Source organism: Pseudomonas sp. H2_A10, from assembly GCF_054680085.1.
On record NZ_CP162821.1, the window covers coordinates 4,803,077 to 4,823,617 of the forward strand.

Sequence of the window (20,541 nt, forward strand, 5' to 3'; positions counted from 1 at the left end):
GGCGCGCCCCCCACCGAATACTGCTGGGGATGCAAAGCAGCTATCGCTTAAATCGATGGCATGGACAGATTGCAAATCAGCCGTCGCACTTCACGGGAAGCACGGGTCAAGGGGCGCCGGGGCGATTCGACCAGCACGACAAAGCGCTCTAACACGGGCTCTATAATGCGCGATGAAATAAGTCGTTGATCCAGCGAGCCCGGCAACACCGAGGCAATCGCATAGCCTCCGCCGGCCGCGACGACTTCGTACTGTAGCTGGACCGAGTCGGCTTCCACAGCCACGCACAGTTCCACGCCTTGCTCCGCAGCCAAATGATCGAGCCTGGCCCTCAGCAGATGCGGCCGCCCAGGCACGACCAATGGCAACCCAGATAGATTTTCCAGTGCAATATCTCGATTGCCGAACAGCGGATCGGCGGCGGGTCCGACCAGGTGCAGCGGTAGCCTGGCCAACAGATGAGCTTGGCCGATGCTCGCCTCGCTCTCGCGCAGCACCAGCGCCATATCCAGACGACCATCGTGCAACTGCTCTTCGAGCTGAGCACTCGCGCCTTCGATCAGGTGCAACCTCACCCCTGGCATCTGGGCACGCACCGCAGCAAAAAGCGTCCCCGCAAACCGACGCACCGCGGAAGGCAACATGCCCACGACCACCTCCCCCACCGGTTTGCCTCGCAGGTTGCGAATGTCATCGGCAAGGCTTTCAGCGTTCGCCAAAAGCGCCGATATACAGGGCAACAACTGCTCGCCAAATTCGGTCAGGACCACCCCGCGCCCGGTACGATGAAACAGCCGCTCCCCACATTGCGATTCAAGCAACGCAATGTTGCGACTCACCATGGACTGCGGCATGTCCAGCAGTACGGCCGCTTTGCTCAGGCTGCCAGCCGCCACGACCCGGACGAACAAGGTCCAGCGCGCATCGATTATTGTCAGAGCGGATGCCGGAGAGGGCGAGGCGTTGTCAGGCCTATCGACGCTCGTCATGTCATCAGCTCCTGGCGGGCCTGATGCAAGTATTCGCGACTGTCTTGAAGGTGCAGGCGCATCGCAGCGCGTGCGCATTCTGTGTCCTGATGGAAGATCGCCTGGTAAATCTGTTCGTGCTCGCTTTGCATCCGCTGCTCATAGTGCAGAGGCTCATCGTGAAACAGGCGCGCAGAATCCAGCCGGCTACGCGGGATGATCACCTCGCCCAGGTTGCGCAATGTGTGGGCGATGTAGTGATTGCCGGTCGCCTGGGCAATACCCAAATGGAACTGAAAATCCAACGCGGCCCGGTCATTGACGCTGACATTGGGCTGCCCGAGCTGATCGAGAAGCGCCCGCAACCCCGCCAACTGATCCGGGCCACGTCGCTGGGCGGCGAGCCCGGCGGCTTCCACCTCAAGACCGATCCGAAATTCCATGATCGCCAGCGAATCATTCAGGATGCCGATCGTCGCAGGGTCGATGAAGGCCTTCAGCGACAGGGTGCTACCGCGCACGAACGTGCCGATACCGTGGCGCGTCTCAACCATTCCAGCGGCCTGTAGACGCGACATGGCCTCGCGCACCACCGTCCTGCTGACCCCATGCTCCAGCATGAGGGCCGACTCGGTGGGCAACTGCTCACCGCCGCGCAGTCGCCCCGCGACAATGTGCTCCGACAGCAGCGCCTCAAGCCCCCGGGACAGGCTGGCGCGCTTTTTTTCACCGGCCGCCGGCGCGTTCATTCCTCGAAAATCGCGACGGCGCGGACGAAGCCGGCCGAGGCGTGCCTGATCTTGTAGGGGAAACACGACACCTGGAAGCCGTGGGCCGGCAGGGATTCCAGGTTGGCCAATTTTTCCATCTGGCCGTAACCGATGTCGCGTCCGGCCTTGTGCCCTTCCCAGATGATCGAGGCGTCGCCCGTGGCGGCGAAGCGTTCGCGGGTGTACTTGAACGGCGCGTCCCAGCTCCAGGCATCGGTGCCGACCACGCGCACGCCGCGTTCCAGCAAGTACAACGTGGCCTCGCGGCCGATGCCTACCCCGGCGTCCAGATACCCTGGCTGACCGAACAGCGCGCCGGCACGGGTGTTGACCAGGACAATGTCCAACGGCTGTAGAACATGGCCAATACGCTCCAGCTCGGCTTGCACTTGGGCGGCGTTGACCACATGGCCATCCGGTAAATGACGAAAGTCCAGCTTCACGCCGGGTTGCAGGCACCAGTCCAACGGCAACTCGTCGATGCCAAACGCCGGCTTGCCACCGTCCGTGGTCGAGGCGTAGTGCCAGGGAGCGTCCATATGCGTACCGCTGTGGGTGGTGATCTGCAGGCGCTCAGCTGCCCAGGATTCGTCACCAGGCAGTTGCGCCTTGGACAAGCCGGGAAACATCGCGGCCATCTCCGGCCAGCCTTGCTGATGGTCCATGTAGTCGATTTTCGGCAGCAACGGCGGCGGATCGGTGTAGGGGTTGTTGTCCAGGGTCACGGACAGGTCCACCAGGCGGCGTTTAGTTGATTGCATGTTCGCTCACTCCAAGTCCCACCCGCCCACGCGCACGACGCGTCGGGGTAGCGGCATTCAAACTGTTACGTATCAAGGCAGCTGCCGAGCCGTCATGGCGAAAGCCAAGGGCACGGGCCAGAGGGGTTTTCATTGCGGGAAAGCTGCCGAATAACGCTTGCAGCCCCGCGTCCGGTGCGAAGCTGATCAGCGCGCGGCGTTCCTGGCCGTAGGCAGCGGCCAGGGCATCGATGACCTGGGCAATGGACAGGCGCAACAGCGGCAGTTGCCAGACGCGTGACGCGCCGAGCTGGGCAGACGGCAGTTCGGCGGCCCGTAGCAGGTTATCCACGCAACACCGCACCGACATCCACCATGCCTGCGCCTGCGGCGACACCGGGCAGCAATAGGGCTGGCCTTCGGCGAAGGCGTGCAGCACGTCGCTCATAAACGCCGAGCGCAGCCCATTGGGTTCACGTGGACGGGCAACGATGCCGGGCAGACGCACGGCGCGACCGTCCACCTCGCCTCGTCGGGCAAGGTCATTGATCGCCATTTCCACCATCGCCTTGTGCGCACCGTAACTCAACTGCGGGTGCGGCACGGCACGCTCATCCATGCGGGCTGGCAGGTCGCCGCCGTACACCGCCACGCTGCTGGCGTACACCAGCACCGGCGCGCCTGGCTGTTCGCGCAACTGGTCAAGCAACTCCAGGCTCGCCTGCAAATTGACCTGATAGCCCAATGAATAATGCTGCTCGGCCGCGCCCCCCGGAATGCTGACCAAGTGAAAAACCACATCGATGCCATCGGCCAAGGCGCGGCGCAATAACGCGGCGTCGGTGACACTGCCGCAATGCCGGCGCAGGCGCTTGTCCTCGGCAAACCCCACCAACTCTTTATCCAGCAGGATCAACGCGCTGATCGAGCGGCCTTGTAACGCATTGGTTTCGAGCAACCGTTTCACCAGCGTCCGCCCAACAAAACCATTGGCCCCGGTAATCATCACGCGCATGGGAGGCCTCCGCGCACGATGCACTGGTCTATCGCCCCGAACACCGACTGACCTTGCAGATCGAGGACCTCCATGCGCACGCGGTCGCCAAAGCGCATGAAGGACGTCCGTGGTACGCCGTGCTCGATCATCTCAACGGCACGACGTTCGGCGATGCAGGCAGCGCCCACAGTGGGGTCAGCATTGGAAACCGTGCCGGAACCGATCAGGCAGCCCGCCCTGAGGCGCCGGGTCAGCGCCGCGTGAGCAATCAACTGATGAAAGCCGAAATGCATGGCACCGCCCTGGGCATGACCGAACCACTGACCGTTCCATTCAACCTTCAACGGCAAGTGCACGCGCCCGTCGCGCCAGGCCTCGCCCAACTCGTCGGGGGTGACCGCCACCGGGGCAAAACTGGACGCGGACTTGGCCTGGATAAAACCGAAGCCGGTCTTCATTTCTCGGGGGGCGAGCGCACGCAGGCTGACGTCGTTGACTTGCACAATGAGCCGAATATGCTCGACGGCGTCTTGCGCCGAGCAGCCCATGGGAACCTCATCGACCAACACCGCAAACTCGCCTTCGAAATCGATACCGTGGGTTTCGCTGGGCAGCTTGATGTCGTCGTGGGCGCCTAGAAAGTCGTCGCCACAGCCCTGATACATCAGCGGCGTATGTTCAACACCTTCGATCGGATCCAGCCCAAAAGCCTTCTGCATGCGCTCGCCATGACTGAGGAAAGACGAGGCGTCCAGCCACTGCCAGGCACGTGGCAGAGGCGCGGCGGCTTGCTGAGGATCGAAGGCGAAGGCACCGGCCAGCGTGCCTTCGTTCAAGGCGTCATACCGCGCGCGTAAAACGCTTTCGACATGCGCCCAGCGCTCAACGGCCTCCTGCAGCGTCGCGGCAATATCGCCGGCATCCACCGCCCAGGCCAGGTCGCGCGACACCACCACCAGGCGACCGTCGCGATTTAGGTTCTTGAGGGTGCTGAGCTTCATGGGTGTTCTCCTTGCAGTTCAGGAGCAAAGCGGCCATCGAGCAGCACAAAGAGCATGCGGGCCATCTGCTCGGTGCGATTGCTCCAGGCGTGGTTGGTGCCGCGCTGCACCACGATGTCGCCGCGTTTGAGATGCACCTCCTCGCCATCGAGCACCAGCCAGACCTCACCCTCGGTGACCACGCCGTAATCCAGCGTTTGGGTGCGATGCATCAGCTTGTGCCTGGAATCCGCCTGCCCCGTGCCGGCATGGGCCTGGCCAATTTCGGCGAAGGCCGCCGCGGCCTCCTCGGCGCTGACCTGGTTCTGCACACTGTCCGGGGGAATATCCACCACGCGGATGACACTGCCCAATGGCGCGGGGCTCAGTTGAAGCGGCTGGTGGGTGGGGTCGTCGCCGTTATCCAGCACGGCCGGGCTGGCGCCGCTGTTCCAGATCTCATGGAAGACCGTGCCGGGCACGGCCTTGAGCGGGAAACTGTTCGGCGTTGGCCCGCTGAGCGCGACCACCGCCTGGCCCTGGGCATCGTGCCCGGTTACCACGCGTTTGAAACCAGGAAGCTGTTGCATATTCGAGTCCTCAATCTGTTGGCGAAACGCGCCAGCGGGTAACGATGAATTCATGAAAAAACCTTAAAGATCGAGTACCAGCCGCGCGCTCTTCGCACGGGAGCAGCAAGGCGTGAACTGGTCGTTGCGGGCTCGCTCGGCATCGGTCAGGAACATGTCACGATGCTCCGGCTCGCCGTCCAGCACGCGCGTGATGCAGGTGCCACAGATGCCCTGTTCGCAAGACAGCGGGATGTCGATGCCAGCCTCCAGCAATACCTGGGCAACGCTGAGCGTGGCCGGCACTTGGAAGCACTGCCCGGTGCTAGCCAGTTGCACCTCGAACCCGCCCGCTTCACCCACCGGGGCAGCGGCGGCGGTAAAGTACTCATGGTGCAGTTGCGCCTCGGCCCAGCCTTGCGCGCGCGCCGTGCCAAGCACGTGGTCCATGAAACCGTTGGGGCCACAGACGTACAGATGACGGTCACTGGCCGGCGTGGACAGGACCCGAGCACTGTCCAGGCGCTGGGCATCCTCGCCATCGTCCATATGAACGTGCACGCAATCGGCGAACGCCGAATGACGCAGGTACTCAATAAAGGCCATGCGCCCGGCCGAGCGGCCGCAATAGTGCAGCTCGAAAGGCGCGCCGATCCGCGCCAGGCGCTCGGCCATGCAAAGGATCGGCGTGATGCCGATACCGCCGGCGAACAGCACGCTGTACCCGGCCCCATGCTCAAGCGGGAACAGATTGCGAGGTTCGCTGATGCGAAGTGGGCTGCCTTCGTGCACCTGCTCGTGCATGGCCTGCGAACCGCCGCGAGACGCCGGGTCGAGTAACACCCCCAGCAGGTAGCGGTGGCGTTCTTGCGGGTGATTGCACAGCGAGTACTGGCGCACCAGGCCATTGGGCAGATGCACGTCGATATGCGAGCCGGCACTGAAAGCCGGCAACATGGAGCCCTCGGCGGGGGCCAGTTCGAAGCTGTAGATGCCTTCGGCTTCGAGGCGCTTGCGAGTGACGATGACTTCAATCATCACTTGGCACCCGCAGGCTGCTCGGCAGCAATCATGCGGTCGAGTACACGCCGCGCCCGGACCGCTCCTGCATCACCGATCAGCAGCACCGGTTTCAAGTCCCAGAACGATGCAGCGCCCATCATGCGCTGCTGCGCCTCGAGCATTGGCAAGTCTTCATCGGCAAAGGGCCGGCTGATCGCGGCCGCCTGCTCATCAGCGAATCGCTCGGCAAATTTGCCCATTGCCTTGGGGAAACAGACTGAGAACCAGTAGTGAGTCGTGGTCTCGGTCTCTGGAGTGAACAGATGCGGAATCGGTGTGGAAACGCCCTTATCTCTTGGGAGACCGGTCGCCACTGCACCGGAAAACAGCAACATGTTCGCAGGCGCATCCCAACGTACATCGATCCAACGATCCACCGGCGTACCTTGGGGGATGTTCCAGGCGGTGTAGAGGAACTCTGGCATAATTTCCGCAACCGTCTGGCGGTTGGACCAAACGGTGTTGTCCTCCTCTTGCACGCTAGTCAATGCACCCTTGACGCCATCGCCACCCAACGTAGACGGATGCAAAAATTCGATATGACTCAGGTCCATGATGTTGTCGGTTTCCAGCACGTAGTTGGCTTTTGCGTGCAGGTAGCGTTTGCCGACATACCAATGGTCTTCATCCATGCAATTGAAATCCGGAATCAGCGCCGCATCGGCCAAGTGAGGATCCCCCATCCAGATCCACAGCAAGCTGTAGCGTTCAACCAGCGGGTAGGCCTTGACCTTAGCCGCCTTGGGAATGGCACCATCGCCGTGGGGGTTATGCACACAGGCGCCACTGCCATCGAATTCCAGGCCGTGGTACGGACAACGCACCGCATCGCCTTTGAGGATGCCCATGCCCAGGGGCGCGAAACGGTGGGGACATCGATCGGCAATGGCTTGGGCATTACCTTGGGTGTCGCGAAAAAACACCACGGGTTCATTGAGCAAGGTTCGTTGGAACAACTCGCCAGCCTTGATCTCGTTTCCCCAGGCGGCCGCGTACCAGACGTTGCGTAGAAAGCTCATCGCAGTTCCTCTTTTTCATAGTTTGATGACCGACTGGCTTGCGTCTCCGCTCGCTCGGCTTCCATCAATCGACGCAGAACACGTCGACAGCGCACGGCCCCTGCATCGACTGGCAGCAACACAGGGTTGAGGCCAAGCAGTTCAACCTCACCAATCTGGCGCTGTTGAGCCTCGACCATGGGTTTGTCTTCACCGGCGAAAATACCGATCAACATCTCCTGGACGAAGGCATTCAACTGCGCATTGTCCTGCTCGAAACTGCGCGTGTTGGCAAAGAAATAATGGGTGTTGGCCGCGTCCTGCGGCGTCATCAGATGCAGGTTCCATGTCACTGGTCCCTCCGCCCTGGGGCGCCCTGGCGCCGTGGCGCCACTGCCGAGCAGCATCAGGCCGGGGGCGTGCCAGATGACTTCGGCCCAGACGTCTGCCCGGCTCGGATCTTCAAGGTGAGCGCCGAAAGCCGGCGGGGGCACATCGTCCGGCGCCCACCAACTGATGCGTACGCGATCGTTGGGCAATTCCTCGATGGTGGCTCGGGTGTGTGACAACGCCCCGCCACCGAGCGTATCCGGGTGCAGGAAATCAACATGGCTCAGGTCCATGATGTTGTCGGACAGCAACTCGTAGTGCGCACGGGTCGGCAAATACCCATGCCCTTTGGCATGGGTGGGCGCCTGCTCGAAAAAGGAAAAATCAGGAATCAAGGCATCGCTGGCCAGGTGACGATCGCCCGGCCAGACCCAGATCGCCCCGTGGCGCTCAACGGCCGCGAAACCGCGAACACAGGCGGCCTTGGGGATGTTTCCTTCGCCATGGGGATTGTGCGTGCATTGGCCACTGCCATCGAAACGCAGGCCGTGGTACGGGCACTGGACGCTGTCGCCGACAACCTTGCCCCTATGCAGCGGGGCAAAACGGTGCGGGCAACGATCGGCGAGCGCCTGGATCACACCGTGGCTATCGCGAAAGAACACAATGGGTTGCTCGACGATGGTTCTGCCCAGCATGCCACCTTGCGCCAGCTCGTCTGCCCATCCAGCGATGTACCAGGTATTGAGCAAATAACTCATGCGGTTCTCCTCGTTGTTCTTATTGTGTTGAAGCGTCGAATGGGCAGGTCAGTGCTCAGGGTCTGCGGCCACCGCCGTGGCAAAAACAGACCCGCTGCCACGCAACCGGAGACAGGCCAGGGCTACCATCAATTGAACGCCCGCGACGATGCCCAAGGCCGCTGGCAAGGCGCCGATTACGCCGCCGGTGATCGCCAGCACCACCAGCGGGCTGGCGAACTCCCCGGCAAAGAACATCGCCGTGAAGCCGCCGGCGGCGCGGCCGCGCTGTTGGAAGTCGACCTGGCTCATGATCCAGGTGAGCAGGGTCGGCATCATCAGGCCGATGCCCAGACCGTTGATCAGGACGGCGATCACCACCAGCCCGTGACTGTCGGCTACCGCCAGCAGCCCGCCACCGATCCCGGCCGCGACGAAGGCCAGGAGCATCTGCCGCTGCGCCGGCACACCGCTCAACAGACGAAAACTCAGGGCGCCGACCAGTACGCCGAACTGACTGGCGCCCATGGTCAGGCCGATCTGCTGCGAACCTTCGACATGCAGCAGGTTAAGCAGGTAACCGACTTGTACCGGCACGATGAACAGGCTCAGGCCCGCCAGGAATGCCAGGGCATACAACGGTGCCAGCGGGCGCCAGGGGAATGCCCTGCCCGCCGTTGTGAGGGTGGCCGCCTGCGCACGCGGCTCCCACAGCAACCATGCCATCAGCGGCAGGAACACCAGCCCCAGCCCATACAGGGCAAACGGGGTACGCCAGCCGTGCTCGCCGAGCACTCCACCGATGGCAATGAAGATCGCCGCCGACAATGAGGTCGCGACCATTTGCAGGGCGAACATGCGTTCACGTCGCGCGCCGCTGTAGTAGTCGCCCATCATCGTGGTGCAGCAGGTCATGATCGCCGCTTCGGCCACACCGATGCCGGCGCGGCTGATCACGATGACCTGCAGCGACTCCAGCCATAGCGGCAGCACGCCGCAGACGGTGTAGAGCACCATCGCACCGATCAACAACGGTTTGCGCCCCAGTCGGTCAGCGATGATTCCGGCCACGGGAGCCAACAACGCAATCATCAACGCCGGCAGCGTCAGGGCAATGGGCACCAGCACGGCCACACCCGGTGTGTCGGCGAAGTGTTGCTGCATAAGCGGCAGGACGGGGGCCAGCAGCACCGCACCGAGCACTGGCAGGCAACTGCCGAGCAACAGCAACAATGATTGTGGCAAACCTGCCTGGCGCTCAACGCTCATCGTGCACCTCCGCAGGTTGCGCCGCGCAAAACGCCATGCCAAAGGCGCTCAGACCGGCGAAGAGGTCAAGCCATAGGGACCGCTGGAACAAATGCACACGAGGCATGGGAACGTCCTTTCTTGTTGTTATGACGCGACGGGATTGGCGTCTTTTATCGTTTGATCGTGCTCTGAAGTCAGGCGTAGCGAGTGCTTCACGCAAGCCCCCTCCTCGGCTACGGCAGGCATCAGCGGCAAGCTCGTCGAATGGCTGGGGTTGGCCTCGGCCGGCCCTGTACTTATCCGCTTGCTCGGCAACAGAAAGTGAGCCAGGGCCGGCAACAGGACCAGCGCGCCCACCATGTTCCAGACGAACATAAAGGCCAGCAGCACGCCCATATCAGCTTGGAACTTGATCGGCGAAAACATCCAGGTCGCTACGCCGATCGCCAGGGTCACACCGGTCAGCATCACCACCTTGCCGGTGGACAGCAGTGCCCGGTAATACGCCTGCGACAGGCTTGTGCCCTGGCGCATATGACCGAGCAGGATGCTCATCACATACAGCGCGTAGTCGACGCCGATGCCCACGCCGAGGGCGATTACCGGCAAGGTCGCGACCTTGACGCCGATGTTCAGCCAGACCATCAACGCCTCACAGAGGATCGACGTAAGCATCAGCGGAATCACCGCGCAAATCGTGGCGCGCCAGGATCGGAAAGTGATCAAGCAGAGCAGGATCACCGCGCCGTAGACCCAGAACAGCATTTCGCGATTGGCCTGCTTGACGACGATGTTGGTCGCGGCCTCGATCCCGGCATTGCCCGCGGCCAGCAGGAACTGGACCTCGTCGGTATTGTTCGCCGCGGCGAATTGTTCGACGTGATCCACCAGACGGTTCAGGGTTTGCGCCTTGTGGTCGGAGAGGTAGACGTACAGCGTCAGCAGGCTGCAATCTTCGTTGTACAGCCCGCGCGGCGCCCCGGCGGTGACCATGTTGAGCATTGCCTGGTTGTTCTGCAGCTCATACCACTTCGGGCTGCCTTCGCTCAGGTCAACCAGCATGCGGCGGTTGAGCAGTGCCAGGGAATTGGTCGAATCCACCCCTGGCAAGGTGCGCAACTGCCAATCGAGGGCATCGACCTTGTTCAGGATGTCATAGCGCGAACAGGCGCTGGCGGGGGTCTTGATCATGACCGCGAACAGATCGCTGCTGGCGCCGTAATGCCGGGTCAGGAATGCATCATCCTGGTTGTAGCGCGAGTCGGCCCGCAGCTCGGGCGCGCCGGCGTCCAGATCACCCACTTTCAGTTGCAGGCTGACGATGAAGCCGAGCGTCGCCAGCGCCAGGCTCAGCGCGATGCACAGCGCCGCCCACCGGCGCTGGGTGAACAGGTCGAGGAAGCGCCAGAACCCGTGGCGATTGTGGCCAGCCAGCTCGGCGTGCTCGCTTTTCAGGCTCAGTTGCGCCGCGCGGCCGCTGACCCCGACATAAGAAAGCAATATCGGCAGCAGGATCAAATTGGTGAAGATCAACACCGCCACGCCGATACTGGCGATCATCGCCAGGTCCTGGATCACCTGGATCTTGATGATCATCAGCACCGCGAAACCGACCGCATCACACAGCAGCGCGGTGAGCCCGGCAAGGAACAGGCGGCGGAAAGTAAAGCGTGCGGCGACCACCCGGTGCATGCCGCGCCCGATGTCCTGCATGATGCCGTTCATCTTCTGTGCGCCGTGGCTCATGCCAATGGCAAACACCAGGAACGGCACCAGCACCGAATAGGGGTCCAGTTGATAATTGAGCAGCGGCAGCAAGCCGAGCTGCCAAACCACCGCCACCAATGAGCAGAACACCACCAACAGAGTGCTGCGAATGCAGCGGGTGTACCAATAAAGCACCACCGTGGTGATCAGGATCGCCACGGCGAAGAACATCAGGATTTGCCGCAGGCCGGCAATCAGGTCACCGACTTTCTTGGCGAAACCGGTGATGCGGATGTCGATGCTGTCGCTCTGGTATTGGCTGCGCAGCGATTCCAACTGTTGCGACAGTTGGCTGTAGTCCAAGGGTTTGCCGTCGGGGGTGCGCTGCAACAGCGGTACCTGGATGATGCTCGAGGCCTGGTCGAACGCCACCAACTGGCCGATTTCGTTGGACAGCTGCACGTTGCGCCGCAATGCCGCAAGGCTCGCTGCGCCGCCATCGTAGTTATCCGGAATGACCGGCCCACCCTCCAGGCCCGCCTCGGTCACCGCCACCCAGCGGGTGGCCGGCGTCCATAGCGACTTCATGTACGCCCGGTCGACACCGGGCAGCAGGTAGATCTTGTCGCTCAACGCCTGCAGGGTCTTGAGGTAGGCGCTGTCGTAGATGTCGCCCTGCTTGTTGACCACCGCAATGCGCACCGCATTACCCAACCCGCTCAACTCCTTCTGGTGCTCAAGGTAGTTGGCGATGTAGGGCTGATGGGTGGGGATCATTTTTTCGAAACTGGCATTGAGTTCAACGCGAGCGGACTGCCAGCCCAGCACCAGCGTGGTCGCCAGGCACAGCAGCAACACCCACAGACGATGGTTGAACAATGCGCGTTCGAGCATCGAACCGGAGCGCGGATCAAAATCATCGAGCGCATTGGCAGGGGGCTGGAAAAACTTACCAGGAGACGTCATAACCTCACTCCGAAGCGGCAGTGGCTGGCCGCGCAAGACGCTGCAGCCCGGTGAAACCGGCAACGATCAGGCTGCCATCGGCGGCCTCGATCACACTTGAAACAGGTTTGCCCAAGGGCGCTCCCAACGGCAGCATCGCCGCGCCGGTCTGCTCGCTGTGGCGAAACAGCATGCCGCCCTGATTGACCAGCAACAGCTGGCCGTCGGCCAAACGGGTGGCATCGTTGAAGGAGATCGGTACGGGCACCGACAGACGCTGGAAACTGACGCCGGCGTCGCGGGAGACAAAGGCATTGCCCTTCAGCCCGGCAACCACCAGCGCGCCATCGTCACGACGTTGCAGCGTGAAATAGCTGCCTTCGTAAGGGCTGTCCAACTGACTGAACGACACGGCGTCATCGTCCGAACGGGCCAGGTAACCTTGCTCGCCAGCCAGGAACCAGCGGGTGCCCTGGTGACTGATCGCGTACAAGTGCATCCCGTTCGGGTTGGCGATATGCCCCATCAGCGAGTGCCAGGTAGCACCGCCATCGGTGGTCTGCAGCGCCACACCGTAGGCGCCGACGATGAGCCCACGGTGCGCGTCGACGAAATCCAATGCCAGAAAGGGTTTGTCCGGACCATCGGCCACCAGACGCTCGGCATTTTGTACCCGCGCCAGGGCGGCATCCGGGTCGGCAGCCGTGGCTTGCTCCGCCTTGGCGGAGTCCAGCTCCAGCTGTGCCACGCGCGCGCCGTCGAGCTGCAGCGTCCAGTGCTCGCCGCCATCCAGCGTCGCCAGCACCACGCCCGCGTGACCGACTGCCCAGCCCTTTTGCGCATCCACGAAGCGCACCGCCGTCAGGCTGACCGAAACCGGTACCCCAGCCTGTTGCCAGCTTTGCCCGTTGTCGTCGGAGAACAGCACCAGGCCGCGCTCGCCCACGGCCACCAGACGTGTGCCGGCACGCGCCAGGTCGATCAACACGCCGTTTTGTGCAACCGGTACCCGCATGGCCGGGGTATTGAGCGGCACGCCCACCGCAGCCGACCCGGCCAGGCACTCGCTCGTGGCGAAGGGCAAATACAGGGCCAGGAGCAACGCGCTCGCCTGATTGATTCTGTTCATAACCTACCTCGGACAAACACTCGTATCCCAAAGGCAGGCGACCGGCCTGCCCTTCACGCTCGGCTCAGGTCTAACGCACGCCGCGCCCCGCCATCGCTGCCGGCGAGAACTCCGAGGCCTTGTAGCGATCCACCGCGCGGTACTGCTCCGGCAACCCTGCATAGAGGTTCTGGATAAACCACGCACCGGACGTCAGGTCATAAAAACCTGAAGAGAGCTGCACCAGCCCCGGCAGGTCGGGCAATACCGACGGCAGCGACCAGAGGGTTTTGGCCAGTTGGCCGCTGGCATCCCAACGATCGCCGAGCAGCGCTTGCCAGGTGTCTTCATCGAGGTAGTAACGGCCCTTGGGCAGCTGGTGACGCTTGCCGGCGGCCACCGTCGATTCAAGCACCCAGACGCGGTGCAATTCCCAGCGCACGTAATCGGGGTTCAGATGGTGCTTGCCCAGCAGGTCCTGCGGCTGGGCAGCGTTTTGCACCTTGTTGGTGTTGTAGGGGACATACATCTCCTGCTTGCCCACCAGCTTCCAGTCGAACCGGTCTGTACGCCCCCCCCACACACTCAACTCATCGAAGGACATGACCCCAGCGGTGGACGGCGTCGGCGTGTCGCAGCAAGCGTTGGGCAGCGTGCGTACCCGGCGTTGGCCGCTCAGGTAGACATGGGCCTGGGATTTGTCACCGTTGATGTTCTCGCGCCCCAGGATTTGCTCGCCGGCACGAATCGCCGGGCCGAGATTGACAAAGTGCACCTGCCAGTAGTCGCCCGAGTAGTTTTCAGGGCCGCCCTCCTGGAAGTAGTAGGGCATTTCCTGGGTCAACAGGCCGTCGCTGGTCATCACCTGGTTGCCGTCGGCCGTCATCAGATAGTGGCGAAAATGCCCCGCCACCGAAGTGCCGCGCCAGTTCAGCACATGGTTCCAGATGGCTTCGGTACCGTTTTGTGGAATCGGAAACGGGATCCCGCCATAGGCGCCATCCGGGATCAGGCCGGCGCTGCTATTGACCAGCTTGGCGCGGGTCGCATTCTTCAGCGTGTTGTCATAAACCCACTGCGGCGCGGCCGCCGTGCGCCGGGTCGGATACACGTCGATGCGATAGGTGTCCGGAAAGCGCTTGAACAGCTCCTTGGTGCCGTCGCTGAGCTTGTCGGCGTACTTGGCCAGGTTCTGGGCGGTGATGCTGAACAAGGGTTTGTCTGCGGCAAACGGATCGCCGCGCTTGCCGCCCGGAACATAAGCCGGATCGACCTTGGTGTAGCCACCGTCCCAGGCCGGAATGCTGCCGTCGGAATTGCCGGCTTTCTCGGCACCGAAGGGCGTCAGGGTCTTGCCCAGCGCGGCCGCTTGTTCGGCGCTGGCGGCCAAGGCCATCGGCGCGGCGGCGACCAGCAGGGTTAAGCACAAGGCCTTTAGAGTGAACTGAATGGTCATGCGCAAATCCTCTTAGAACGTGGTCTTGACGGAGAAAGCCAGGTAGTCCCGGTCCTTCAACGACTGCTTGTAATTGAATTGGTTGGCGGCGTTGAGGCTGGTGTCCTCGGGACCGTAGAAGTGGGTGTAGGTCAGCCCCACGGTCACTTGGTCCAGGTAGGTGGCGGAGACGCCGATGTTCATGTCCCCTCCTCTGTCGGCGCCGAACCCGCTGATCACCGCCGACTTGCCCATGGGGAAATAGCTGATGCCCACCGGCAGGCTGATATCAATGCCTGGGAAGAACTGGCGGTAGGTTGGCGTGTACACCAGCTTCAAGCCCAGGCCGTCATCGGTGGCGTTGGGGTCCAGGGCTGCGCGATTGCGGGTCACGGCCAATAGGCGGTTCCAGGCCACCTCCGCTGTCAGGCTGGCTTCATTGGCGACGAAGGAAGGCCCCAGCGATGCCAGGACGTTGAGGTTGACGTGAGCCGTTCGGCCGACGGCGTACAGAGCGTCATCGTTGTTGTCCGCGTCGACACCCGCCAGGACGGTCTGGGCGTTGGAGACCAGCGGCATGTTCCAGCGCATCGATGCCTCGCCGGCAAAGCTGTACTCGTCCACGGAGGTGGCGAAACTGGCGCCCAGAACCCGGATGTCTTCCGGGTAGACCCAGGAATATTCGCCGATTTGCCCGGTACTGAAGTTCGGCCCGGTGGCATTCGGCTTCAAGTACAACGTGGGCGTTTTTTCGTGATACTGCAGCGCGTACAGGCCGTAATCCGTCGTCCCGGTGTTGTACTTGAGCTGCAGGCCGCCCTGGCCGGAGTTCCTGGCTTTCTTGTCTTTGCCATGGAAAAACGCAGCCGGGCTGTTGGCATTACCGCCCAGGAAATCCGGGAACGGCGCTCCGGTGATCAGCCTTTCATTGCCATCACCGATGGTATCGCTGGTGGAGAAATAGCTGCCGGCGCCCGGCAAGCGGGTGGCTTCCCACTCCAACTGATAGAAGGCGCCCAACGACACATCGTCGGTCAGTTGGTAGGCGGTAGACAGTTGGTTGACCGGCCGGGTGATTTCCTTGAATTGCGTGTTGGGCACCGATTGCGCCTTGACCACGTCCACCGGTGCCATAGCACCGGCAATGCCGTTGCCGCCGAAGAATAGGCTCTCGCCCCAGATCAGACCGTGGCGCCCCGCACGTACCGACAAGGCACGGTCGGCCAGTTCACCGTTCCAGTAGACAAAGGCATCCAGCAGTTCACTATCACCACCGTGCAGTTGACGGGTATCGCTGGTGAATTCATCGAAGCCCACCGAGCGCTGGTTGGCACTGGCCGCGTCGTGATTGTCGTTGCGTTCCTGGTAGACGGTGTCATACCAGGCGGCACCGCTCACACGGGCACCGAAGTTGTGAAAACCGATGTCCAGCTCGGAAAGAATATCCAGGCGATTGGAGATCAACCCCTTGCCGAAGTTGTGATCACCGTCATTCTGGTTCAGGGCCGTTTGCCCCTCGCTGAGTTTGCTGCTGGGCGCCTTCAGGCGCCAGGTCGCGCTGTACTTGAGCGTGTTGTCCCAGCGCAAGCTGAGATCGGGATTGCCGGTGTCGATCTGAAACGCCTGGGCTGCCGAAGCGCCAAGCCCCAGGCTTGCCGCAAGGGTCAGGGTGAAGGGGACGCGCCGCGACGCAGCGAACTTGCGAGTAGCCATCGAAGTAACCCTCTTATTGTTGTTGTATGTCAGCTCTTCTGGTGAAACGGCGCCCGCAGTCGAACCGGGCCAAGCCTGCACAGGCATGAAGCATCTATGGGAGAGTGAGTTTCAGGTTTGTCGGCGCCTCAGATGGGCGCAGCCGTGACGTCGAGAATCCGTCTGCGTTCATGCTTGTCTCACTCTTATTCTTGTTATTCACGCCAGCGTTCTGCCGGGGCAACCCCAGGCTTCACCACCGGCTGTGTTTGCACGCACTCGCTAACGCGTTGTGTTCACTTTCTCGGCAAAGCAGGCGTTTGACTAATCGCATGTAGGGATACGATGTATCAGCAACCGCGATACGTTAATCACGATGCATCGGCCCCCAGCTGACCCGCTTCGAGCACCAGCCAATCAGCCTCGGCACGCCATTTCAGCGCACTCAGGCGTTCCCCCAGGCACGGCCCGTAGACGCACAGGCCTGTGCCGGGAAGAAACCGCGCACCATGGGCGTAACAGACGATCTGGCGGCCATCGGCGCTGAGGAAACGATCCTTGCGGTACTCCAGGCGCACCGCCAAGTGCGGGCAACTGTTGCGATACACCCGCACCTGGTCGTCATGGCGCAGGGCAAATACGCTGTCCTTGCCCGACTCCAGAGGGTCGAACCCGCGAGCCTGCCCTTCGAGCAACTCATCCAGGCGACAGAGAACCATCGCGTCGTGGCTCATGGACGACCTCCGCATTCAGCCCTGCTTGGGCGGCGGGCCGCTCGGGAACCATTTTTCCCGGGACGTGAACAGGAACAGTTGCGAGTTATCCGCCGACAACGGTGCCTGGCGCGCTTGCCAGGCGTCATCGTGCTTGTCCATGTCGGCGTCGTATTCGATGTGACAGCCCAGCGGACTGTTGAAGTACCAGAACCAGTTGGAACCGAAGAGGTGGCGGCCCGGCCCCCAGAAACTGGTCCAGCCCTGCTGCTCGAAGCGCCGCCCGGCCAGCAGCACTTCCGTACCGCTGCCCATGTGGAAGGTGAAGTGCTCGCAGCCTTTCATGTGCGGCGGCGTCTGGATCATGAACAGGCAGTGATGGTCATCGGAACCGGCCGGCCGCATAAACGGGCCGGCGCCGACAAAGGTGTCGGTGGTGACGAAACCCAAGCGTTTGTAAAAAGCCTCGGCCTTAGCTGCATTCGGCACGAAATACACCACGTGGGACAGGGTCCGTGGCAGCGCCTGCATGTCGGGATTGATGCCAGGTTGGTTGACCGGGCGTTGAGGCGCATGGCCCGGCGCATTGGTCAGATCGGCTGGCGCGCTGTACGCACGCCGCACGCTGACCTGGAAAGCAAGGGCAAAGCCCATATCGTCCACACTGTGCACGGAGCCATCGGCACCGCGGGTCACCGGGCGATCGCGCCCCAGCTCATCAGCGATGGCCTCAAGATCAGCCTCGCTGGCCACGCCATACACCGTTTCACGTATCGAAGGCGCCGGCCCGATGGCCGCCGGCAGGCTGGCATCGTCTGCCCGGCGGATAATCACGGCAGTGCCGTCCAGCGCTTCAAAACGGCCCCCCTCGCTGTCGACATCGACAGGAAGCAGGCCGTAGTCACGCAGGCAATCGGTACAGGCTTGAATGTCGTCGACACCAAAAATAAGCGCGTCTAGGCCAATGATGCTCATTGAGTTACCACTCCATTGTCATTATTCAGCGCAGGCCTGGCGTCCCGCTATGGGAGCAGTGCCCGGCGGTACGCTGCCGAGGCGGGTCTTGGAGCCGATAAAGCGCCACGGCCAACCGACTGTGGGCTGATAGTGAAGGGCTAAAAACTCACTGACTAATCGCTTGTCAGGATGTGACCTATCGGCAAATGCGATACCTGGCCGCGAAGCGCAAAGGGCTTGAAAATCGAACACGGACCGCCCGATTCGCCCATTCACGCCTCTTGACGCCGCGATGGGAAGGTCGGAAGGTATTTACAAAATAAATACAAAAATCGAGACCGCCATGCGTTTTAACCACTTGGACCTCAACCTCCTGGTGGCGCTGGATGTGTTACTGGAAGAGCAGAACATCACCCGCGCCGCCGAACGCCTGCATATGACCCAATCCGCCACCAGCGGTGTACTGGGCAGGCTGCGCCTCTACTTCGAAGATGAGCTGCTGGCGCAGGTCGGACGCAAGATGCAGCCCACGCCTTATGCCCGTGAACTGGCGGCGCCGGTGCGCCAGGTGCTGCTGACGATCCAGTCCTCGATCACCGCCAAACCGGTGTTCGACCCCGCCACCAGCAAGCGCCATTTTCGCCTGATCACGTCGGACTATCTGATCAGCGTCCTGTTTGCCCGGGTGATCCAGAAAATCTCCCTGGAAGCGCCGCACATCACCTTCGAACTGCTGGGCCCCGGCGACACGTCCACCGAGATGCTGATGCGCGGTGAGGCCGACATGATGATCGTGCCTGAGCACTACCTCATTGAAGGTCACCCCTCGCAACTGCTGTTTGAGGAAGAGCACGTTTGCGTGGTGTGGGATGGCAACACGTTGGTTGGCGATAGCATCAGCCTCGATCAGTACATCGAGATGGGCCATGTCTCGGTGATTTTTGGGCGCAACCGGCAACTGAGCGTCGAAGAATGGCTGATGGGCCAGTATGGTTTTACGCGCCGCATGGAAGTTGTGACCCACGACTTTAACACCCTGCCGCAGTTGATCGTCGGCACCCAACGCGTCGCCACCATGCTCCAGCGCATGGCCAGGCTATACGCCAATTACCTGCCGCTGCGCATCGTGCAACCCCCGGTGAAAATCCCGGTGATGCGTGAGTTCATGCTCTGGCACCGGACCATGGAGGGGGATCCGATGCACCGCTGGCTGCGGGCAAAAATCAGTCAGATCATCAATGAGCTGGAGCAGTAGTCGACTCTATCTCCATTCGCAATACCTCCCATCCCGACTTGCGATTAGCCAAACTATGGGACTGCCCTTAGCCTGCTTCGAACCGTCAGGTCTAGCGATTCCCGTTCAGAACCTGGCCGCCTGCCTTTGCTTGCACAAGGACAATAACAATCATGTTTCGCTACTTCCCGACCAATTACGTGTGGAATCTTTCAGTCGACCTGGCCATTGAAATGGGCGCCCGTATCGGCGAAATCGAAGAGATGTGCGCGCCACTGCAAGAGGCCGCCAAACAACCGGACGCCGCCGGTAGCAAGGCCTTCCGTGAAACCTGGGCAAACATGGCCGACAAGCTGTGCAGCCTGGCGGAAGAAGACGAAGGCAAGGGGCGGATGCTGTCCGCCGGTGAAAAATATAACCGCGCCGCAACGTATTACCTGAGCTGCGAACGCCTGCAGGCCCATGGCGCCCCAGGCCGCACGGAGCTGTACCAGCGCTTTCTGCAGACGTTCCAGCGCAGTATCGAACTGGCACGAGAAAACTGCGAGCGCGTGGAAATCCCTTACGAAGGCAAACATATTTCCGGCCTGCTGGTGCGTGCCGAAGGTGTCAGCGGCCCGGCGCCGATTCTGGTGCAGGTCAATGGACTCGACTCCACCAAAGAAATGAAATACCGCGTCGGCCTGCCCGCCTGGCTGGCCAAACGTGGCGTGTCGTCGCTGATCATCGACCAGCCCGGGACAGGCGAAGCGCTCCGGCTACATAACCTGACTGCGCGTTTTGACAGCGAACATTGGGCCAGTCGCGTGGTGGATTGGTTGGAAACCCGCGACGACGTCGACGTCAAACGCATTGGTCTGGAAGGTGTGTCGCTTGGGGGCTACTACTGCCCGCGCGCGGTAGCCTTCGAGCCGCGTTTCGCGTGCGGTGTCGTGTGGGGAGCCAACCATGACTGGCGCGACGTGCAGAAACGCCGCTTGGAAAAGGAAGGCAGCTTCCCGGTTCCGCATTACTGGTCGCACGTCTCATGGGTATGGGGCGCCAAGGACACCGACGAATTCATGACCATCGCCGAAGATGTTCATCTGGACGGCATCCTGGATCGCATCAAGGTGCCTTTCCTGGTCACCCACGGTGAAAAGGATTCACAGATTCCCTTGAAGTGGGCACACCGCACCTATGAGCAGTTGGTCAACAGTCCCAAGCGCGAACTGAAAATTTTCACCGAACGCGAGGGTGGCGTGCAGCATTCGAGCTTCGACAACAGTATCAATGCGGGTCACTACATTGCCGACTGGGTGGCTGAAGTCCTCGGTGGTCGCATTGCGTGACGGGCATGACGTGG

The 20,541-nt window shown here is 61.9% G+C and carries 18 protein-coding genes; 2 read left to right on the plus strand and 16 right to left on the minus strand.

Annotated features, from left to right (window positions below; all coding sequences use genetic code 11):
• Positions 1–47: 47 nt before the first annotated feature.
• The 16 genes from AB4O23_RS22200 to AB4O23_RS22275 form a co-directional block, all read right to left on the minus strand.
• Entirely contained in the window at positions 48–989 is a 942-nt protein-coding gene (locus AB4O23_RS22200) for a LysR family transcriptional regulator (protein ID WP_368949462.1), read from the minus strand.
• Positions 986–1,717, minus strand: a complete 732-nt coding sequence (locus AB4O23_RS22205) for a FadR/GntR family transcriptional regulator (RefSeq protein ID WP_042727888.1) — start codon at positions 1,715–1,717, stop codon at positions 986–988. Before AB4O23_RS22205 ends, AB4O23_RS22200 begins: the two co-directional genes overlap by 4 nt.
• The gene (locus AB4O23_RS22210; protein WP_003173143.1) at positions 1,714–2,499 is read right to left on the minus strand and encodes a cyclase family protein; all 786 of its coding nucleotides are present in this window, start codon (positions 2,497–2,499) and stop codon (positions 1,714–1,716) included. The genes AB4O23_RS22205 and AB4O23_RS22210 overlap by 4 nt, the downstream gene beginning before the upstream one ends.
• Positions 2,486–3,493, minus strand: coding sequence for an NAD-dependent epimerase/dehydratase family protein (locus AB4O23_RS22215; protein ID WP_042727889.1), 1,008 nt, complete (start codon positions 3,491–3,493; stop codon positions 2,486–2,488). The genes AB4O23_RS22210 and AB4O23_RS22215 overlap by 14 nt, the downstream gene beginning before the upstream one ends.
• Positions 3,484–4,476 carry a fumarylacetoacetate hydrolase family protein gene (locus AB4O23_RS22220; RefSeq protein ID WP_223496311.1) on the minus strand — a complete coding sequence of 331 codons (993 nt, stop codon included), beginning with the start codon at positions 4,474–4,476 and terminating at the stop codon, positions 3,484–3,486. Before AB4O23_RS22220 ends, AB4O23_RS22215 begins: the two co-directional genes overlap by 10 nt.
• On the minus strand, positions 4,473–5,045 hold the full coding sequence (locus AB4O23_RS22225; protein ID WP_042727891.1) for a cupin domain-containing protein: 573 nt from the start codon (positions 5,043–5,045) through the stop codon (positions 4,473–4,475). The genes AB4O23_RS22220 and AB4O23_RS22225 overlap by 4 nt, the downstream gene beginning before the upstream one ends.
• 63 nt (positions 5,046–5,108) lie before the next feature.
• Positions 5,109–6,062: a PDR/VanB family oxidoreductase gene (locus tag AB4O23_RS22230; RefSeq protein WP_042727892.1), complete on the minus strand. Its 954-nt coding sequence runs from the start codon at positions 6,060–6,062 to the stop codon at positions 5,109–5,111.
• A complete protein-coding gene (locus AB4O23_RS22235; RefSeq protein ID WP_042727893.1) occupies positions 6,062–7,105 on the minus strand; it encodes an aromatic ring-hydroxylating dioxygenase subunit alpha in 1,044 nt (347 codons plus the stop codon). The genes AB4O23_RS22230 and AB4O23_RS22235 overlap by 1 nt, the downstream gene beginning before the upstream one ends.
• Positions 7,102–8,175, minus strand: a complete 1,074-nt coding sequence (locus AB4O23_RS22240; protein ID WP_003173136.1) for an aromatic ring-hydroxylating dioxygenase subunit alpha — start codon at positions 8,173–8,175, stop codon at positions 7,102–7,104. The genes AB4O23_RS22235 and AB4O23_RS22240 overlap by 4 nt, the downstream gene beginning before the upstream one ends.
• 48 nt (positions 8,176–8,223) lie before the next feature.
• Positions 8,224–9,423 carry an MFS transporter gene (locus AB4O23_RS22245; protein WP_042727895.1) on the minus strand — a complete coding sequence of 400 codons (1,200 nt, stop codon included), beginning with the start codon at positions 9,421–9,423 and terminating at the stop codon, positions 8,224–8,226.
• A gap of 126 nt (positions 9,424–9,549) precedes the next feature.
• Positions 9,550–12,078, minus strand: a complete 2,529-nt coding sequence (locus AB4O23_RS22250) for an efflux RND transporter permease subunit (RefSeq protein WP_460116662.1) — start codon at positions 12,076–12,078, stop codon at positions 9,550–9,552.
• Positions 12,079–12,082: 4 nt separating this feature from the next.
• Positions 12,083–13,186: a WD40/YVTN/BNR-like repeat-containing protein gene (locus tag AB4O23_RS22255; RefSeq protein ID WP_042727897.1), complete on the minus strand. Its 1,104-nt coding sequence runs from the start codon at positions 13,184–13,186 to the stop codon at positions 12,083–12,085.
• A gap of 70 nt (positions 13,187–13,256) precedes the next feature.
• Complete coding sequence (locus AB4O23_RS22260; protein WP_042727898.1) at positions 13,257–14,621, minus strand: DUF1329 domain-containing protein; 1,365 nt, start codon at positions 14,619–14,621, stop codon at positions 13,257–13,259.
• Positions 14,622–14,633: 12 nt separating this feature from the next.
• Entirely contained in the window at positions 14,634–16,313 is a 1,680-nt protein-coding gene (locus AB4O23_RS22265) for a DUF1302 domain-containing protein (RefSeq protein ID WP_460060604.1), read from the minus strand.
• Between the two features lie 350 nt (positions 16,314–16,663).
• The gene (locus AB4O23_RS22270; RefSeq protein ID WP_042727900.1) at positions 16,664–17,026 is read right to left on the minus strand and encodes a Rieske (2Fe-2S) protein; all 363 of its coding nucleotides are present in this window, start codon (positions 17,024–17,026) and stop codon (positions 16,664–16,666) included.
• Positions 17,027–17,041: 15 nt separating this feature from the next.
• Positions 17,042–17,980 carry a VOC family protein gene (locus AB4O23_RS22275; protein WP_042727901.1) on the minus strand — a complete coding sequence of 313 codons (939 nt, stop codon included), beginning with the start codon at positions 17,978–17,980 and terminating at the stop codon, positions 17,042–17,044.
• 325 nt (positions 17,981–18,305) lie between these two features.
• On the opposite strand from AB4O23_RS22275, the gene AB4O23_RS22280 reads away from it, so the two are divergent.
• Positions 18,306–19,217, plus strand: a complete 912-nt coding sequence (locus AB4O23_RS22280; protein WP_003173128.1) for a LysR family transcriptional regulator — start codon at positions 18,306–18,308, stop codon at positions 19,215–19,217.
• A 152-nt stretch (positions 19,218–19,369) separates the two neighbouring features.
• The gene (locus tag AB4O23_RS22285) at positions 19,370–20,527 is read left to right on the plus strand and encodes an alpha/beta hydrolase family protein (protein WP_042727902.1); all 1,158 of its coding nucleotides are present in this window, start codon (positions 19,370–19,372) and stop codon (positions 20,525–20,527) included.
• Positions 20,528–20,541 lie beyond the last annotated feature (14 nt).

Excerpts from the sequence above, each read along its gene's own strand:
- AB4O23_RS22200 (WP_368949462.1), bottom strand. The coding sequence starts at position 989 with ATGACGAGCGTCGATAGGCCTGACAACGCCTCGCCCTCTCCGGCATCC.
- AB4O23_RS22205 (WP_042727888.1), bottom strand. The coding sequence starts at position 1,717 with ATGAACGCGCCGGCGGCCGGTGAAAAAAAGCGCGCCAGCCTGTCCCGG.
- AB4O23_RS22210 (WP_003173143.1), bottom strand. The coding sequence starts at position 2,499 with ATGCAATCAACTAAACGCCGCCTGGTGGACCTGTCCGTGACCCTGGAC.
- AB4O23_RS22215 (WP_042727889.1), bottom strand. The coding sequence starts at position 3,493 with ATGCGCGTGATGATTACCGGGGCCAATGGTTTTGTTGGGCGGACGCTG.
- AB4O23_RS22220 (WP_223496311.1), bottom strand. The coding sequence starts at position 4,476 with ATGAAGCTCAGCACCCTCAAGAACCTAAATCGCGACGGTCGCCTGGTG.
- AB4O23_RS22225 (WP_042727891.1), bottom strand. The coding sequence starts at position 5,045 with ATGCAACAGCTTCCTGGTTTCAAACGCGTGGTAACCGGGCACGATGCC.
- AB4O23_RS22230 (WP_042727892.1), bottom strand. The coding sequence starts at position 6,062 with ATGATTGAAGTCATCGTCACTCGCAAGCGCCTCGAAGCCGAAGGCATC.
- AB4O23_RS22235 (WP_042727893.1), bottom strand. The coding sequence starts at position 7,105 with ATGAGCTTTCTACGCAACGTCTGGTACGCGGCCGCCTGGGGAAACGAG.
- AB4O23_RS22240 (WP_003173136.1), bottom strand. The coding sequence starts at position 8,175 with ATGAGTTATTTGCTCAATACCTGGTACATCGCTGGATGGGCAGACGAG.
- AB4O23_RS22245 (WP_042727895.1), bottom strand. The coding sequence starts at position 9,423 with ATGAGCGTTGAGCGCCAGGCAGGTTTGCCACAATCATTGTTGCTGTTG.
- AB4O23_RS22250 (WP_460116662.1), bottom strand. The coding sequence starts at position 12,078 with ATGACGTCTCCTGGTAAGTTTTTCCAGCCCCCTGCCAATGCGCTCGAT.
- AB4O23_RS22255 (WP_042727897.1), bottom strand. The coding sequence starts at position 13,186 with ATGAACAGAATCAATCAGGCGAGCGCGTTGCTCCTGGCCCTGTATTTG.
- AB4O23_RS22260 (WP_042727898.1), bottom strand. The coding sequence starts at position 14,621 with ATGACCATTCAGTTCACTCTAAAGGCCTTGTGCTTAACCCTGCTGGTC.
- AB4O23_RS22265 (WP_460060604.1), bottom strand. The coding sequence starts at position 16,313 with ATGGCTACTCGCAAGTTCGCTGCGTCGCGGCGCGTCCCCTTCACCCTG.
- AB4O23_RS22270 (WP_042727900.1), bottom strand. The coding sequence starts at position 17,026 with ATGAGCCACGACGCGATGGTTCTCTGTCGCCTGGATGAGTTGCTCGAA.
- AB4O23_RS22275 (WP_042727901.1), bottom strand. The coding sequence starts at position 17,980 with ATGAGCATCATTGGCCTAGACGCGCTTATTTTTGGTGTCGACGACATT.
- AB4O23_RS22280 (WP_003173128.1), top strand. The coding sequence starts at position 18,306 with ATGCGTTTTAACCACTTGGACCTCAACCTCCTGGTGGCGCTGGATGTG.
- AB4O23_RS22285 (WP_042727902.1), top strand. The coding sequence starts at position 19,370 with ATGTTTCGCTACTTCCCGACCAATTACGTGTGGAATCTTTCAGTCGAC.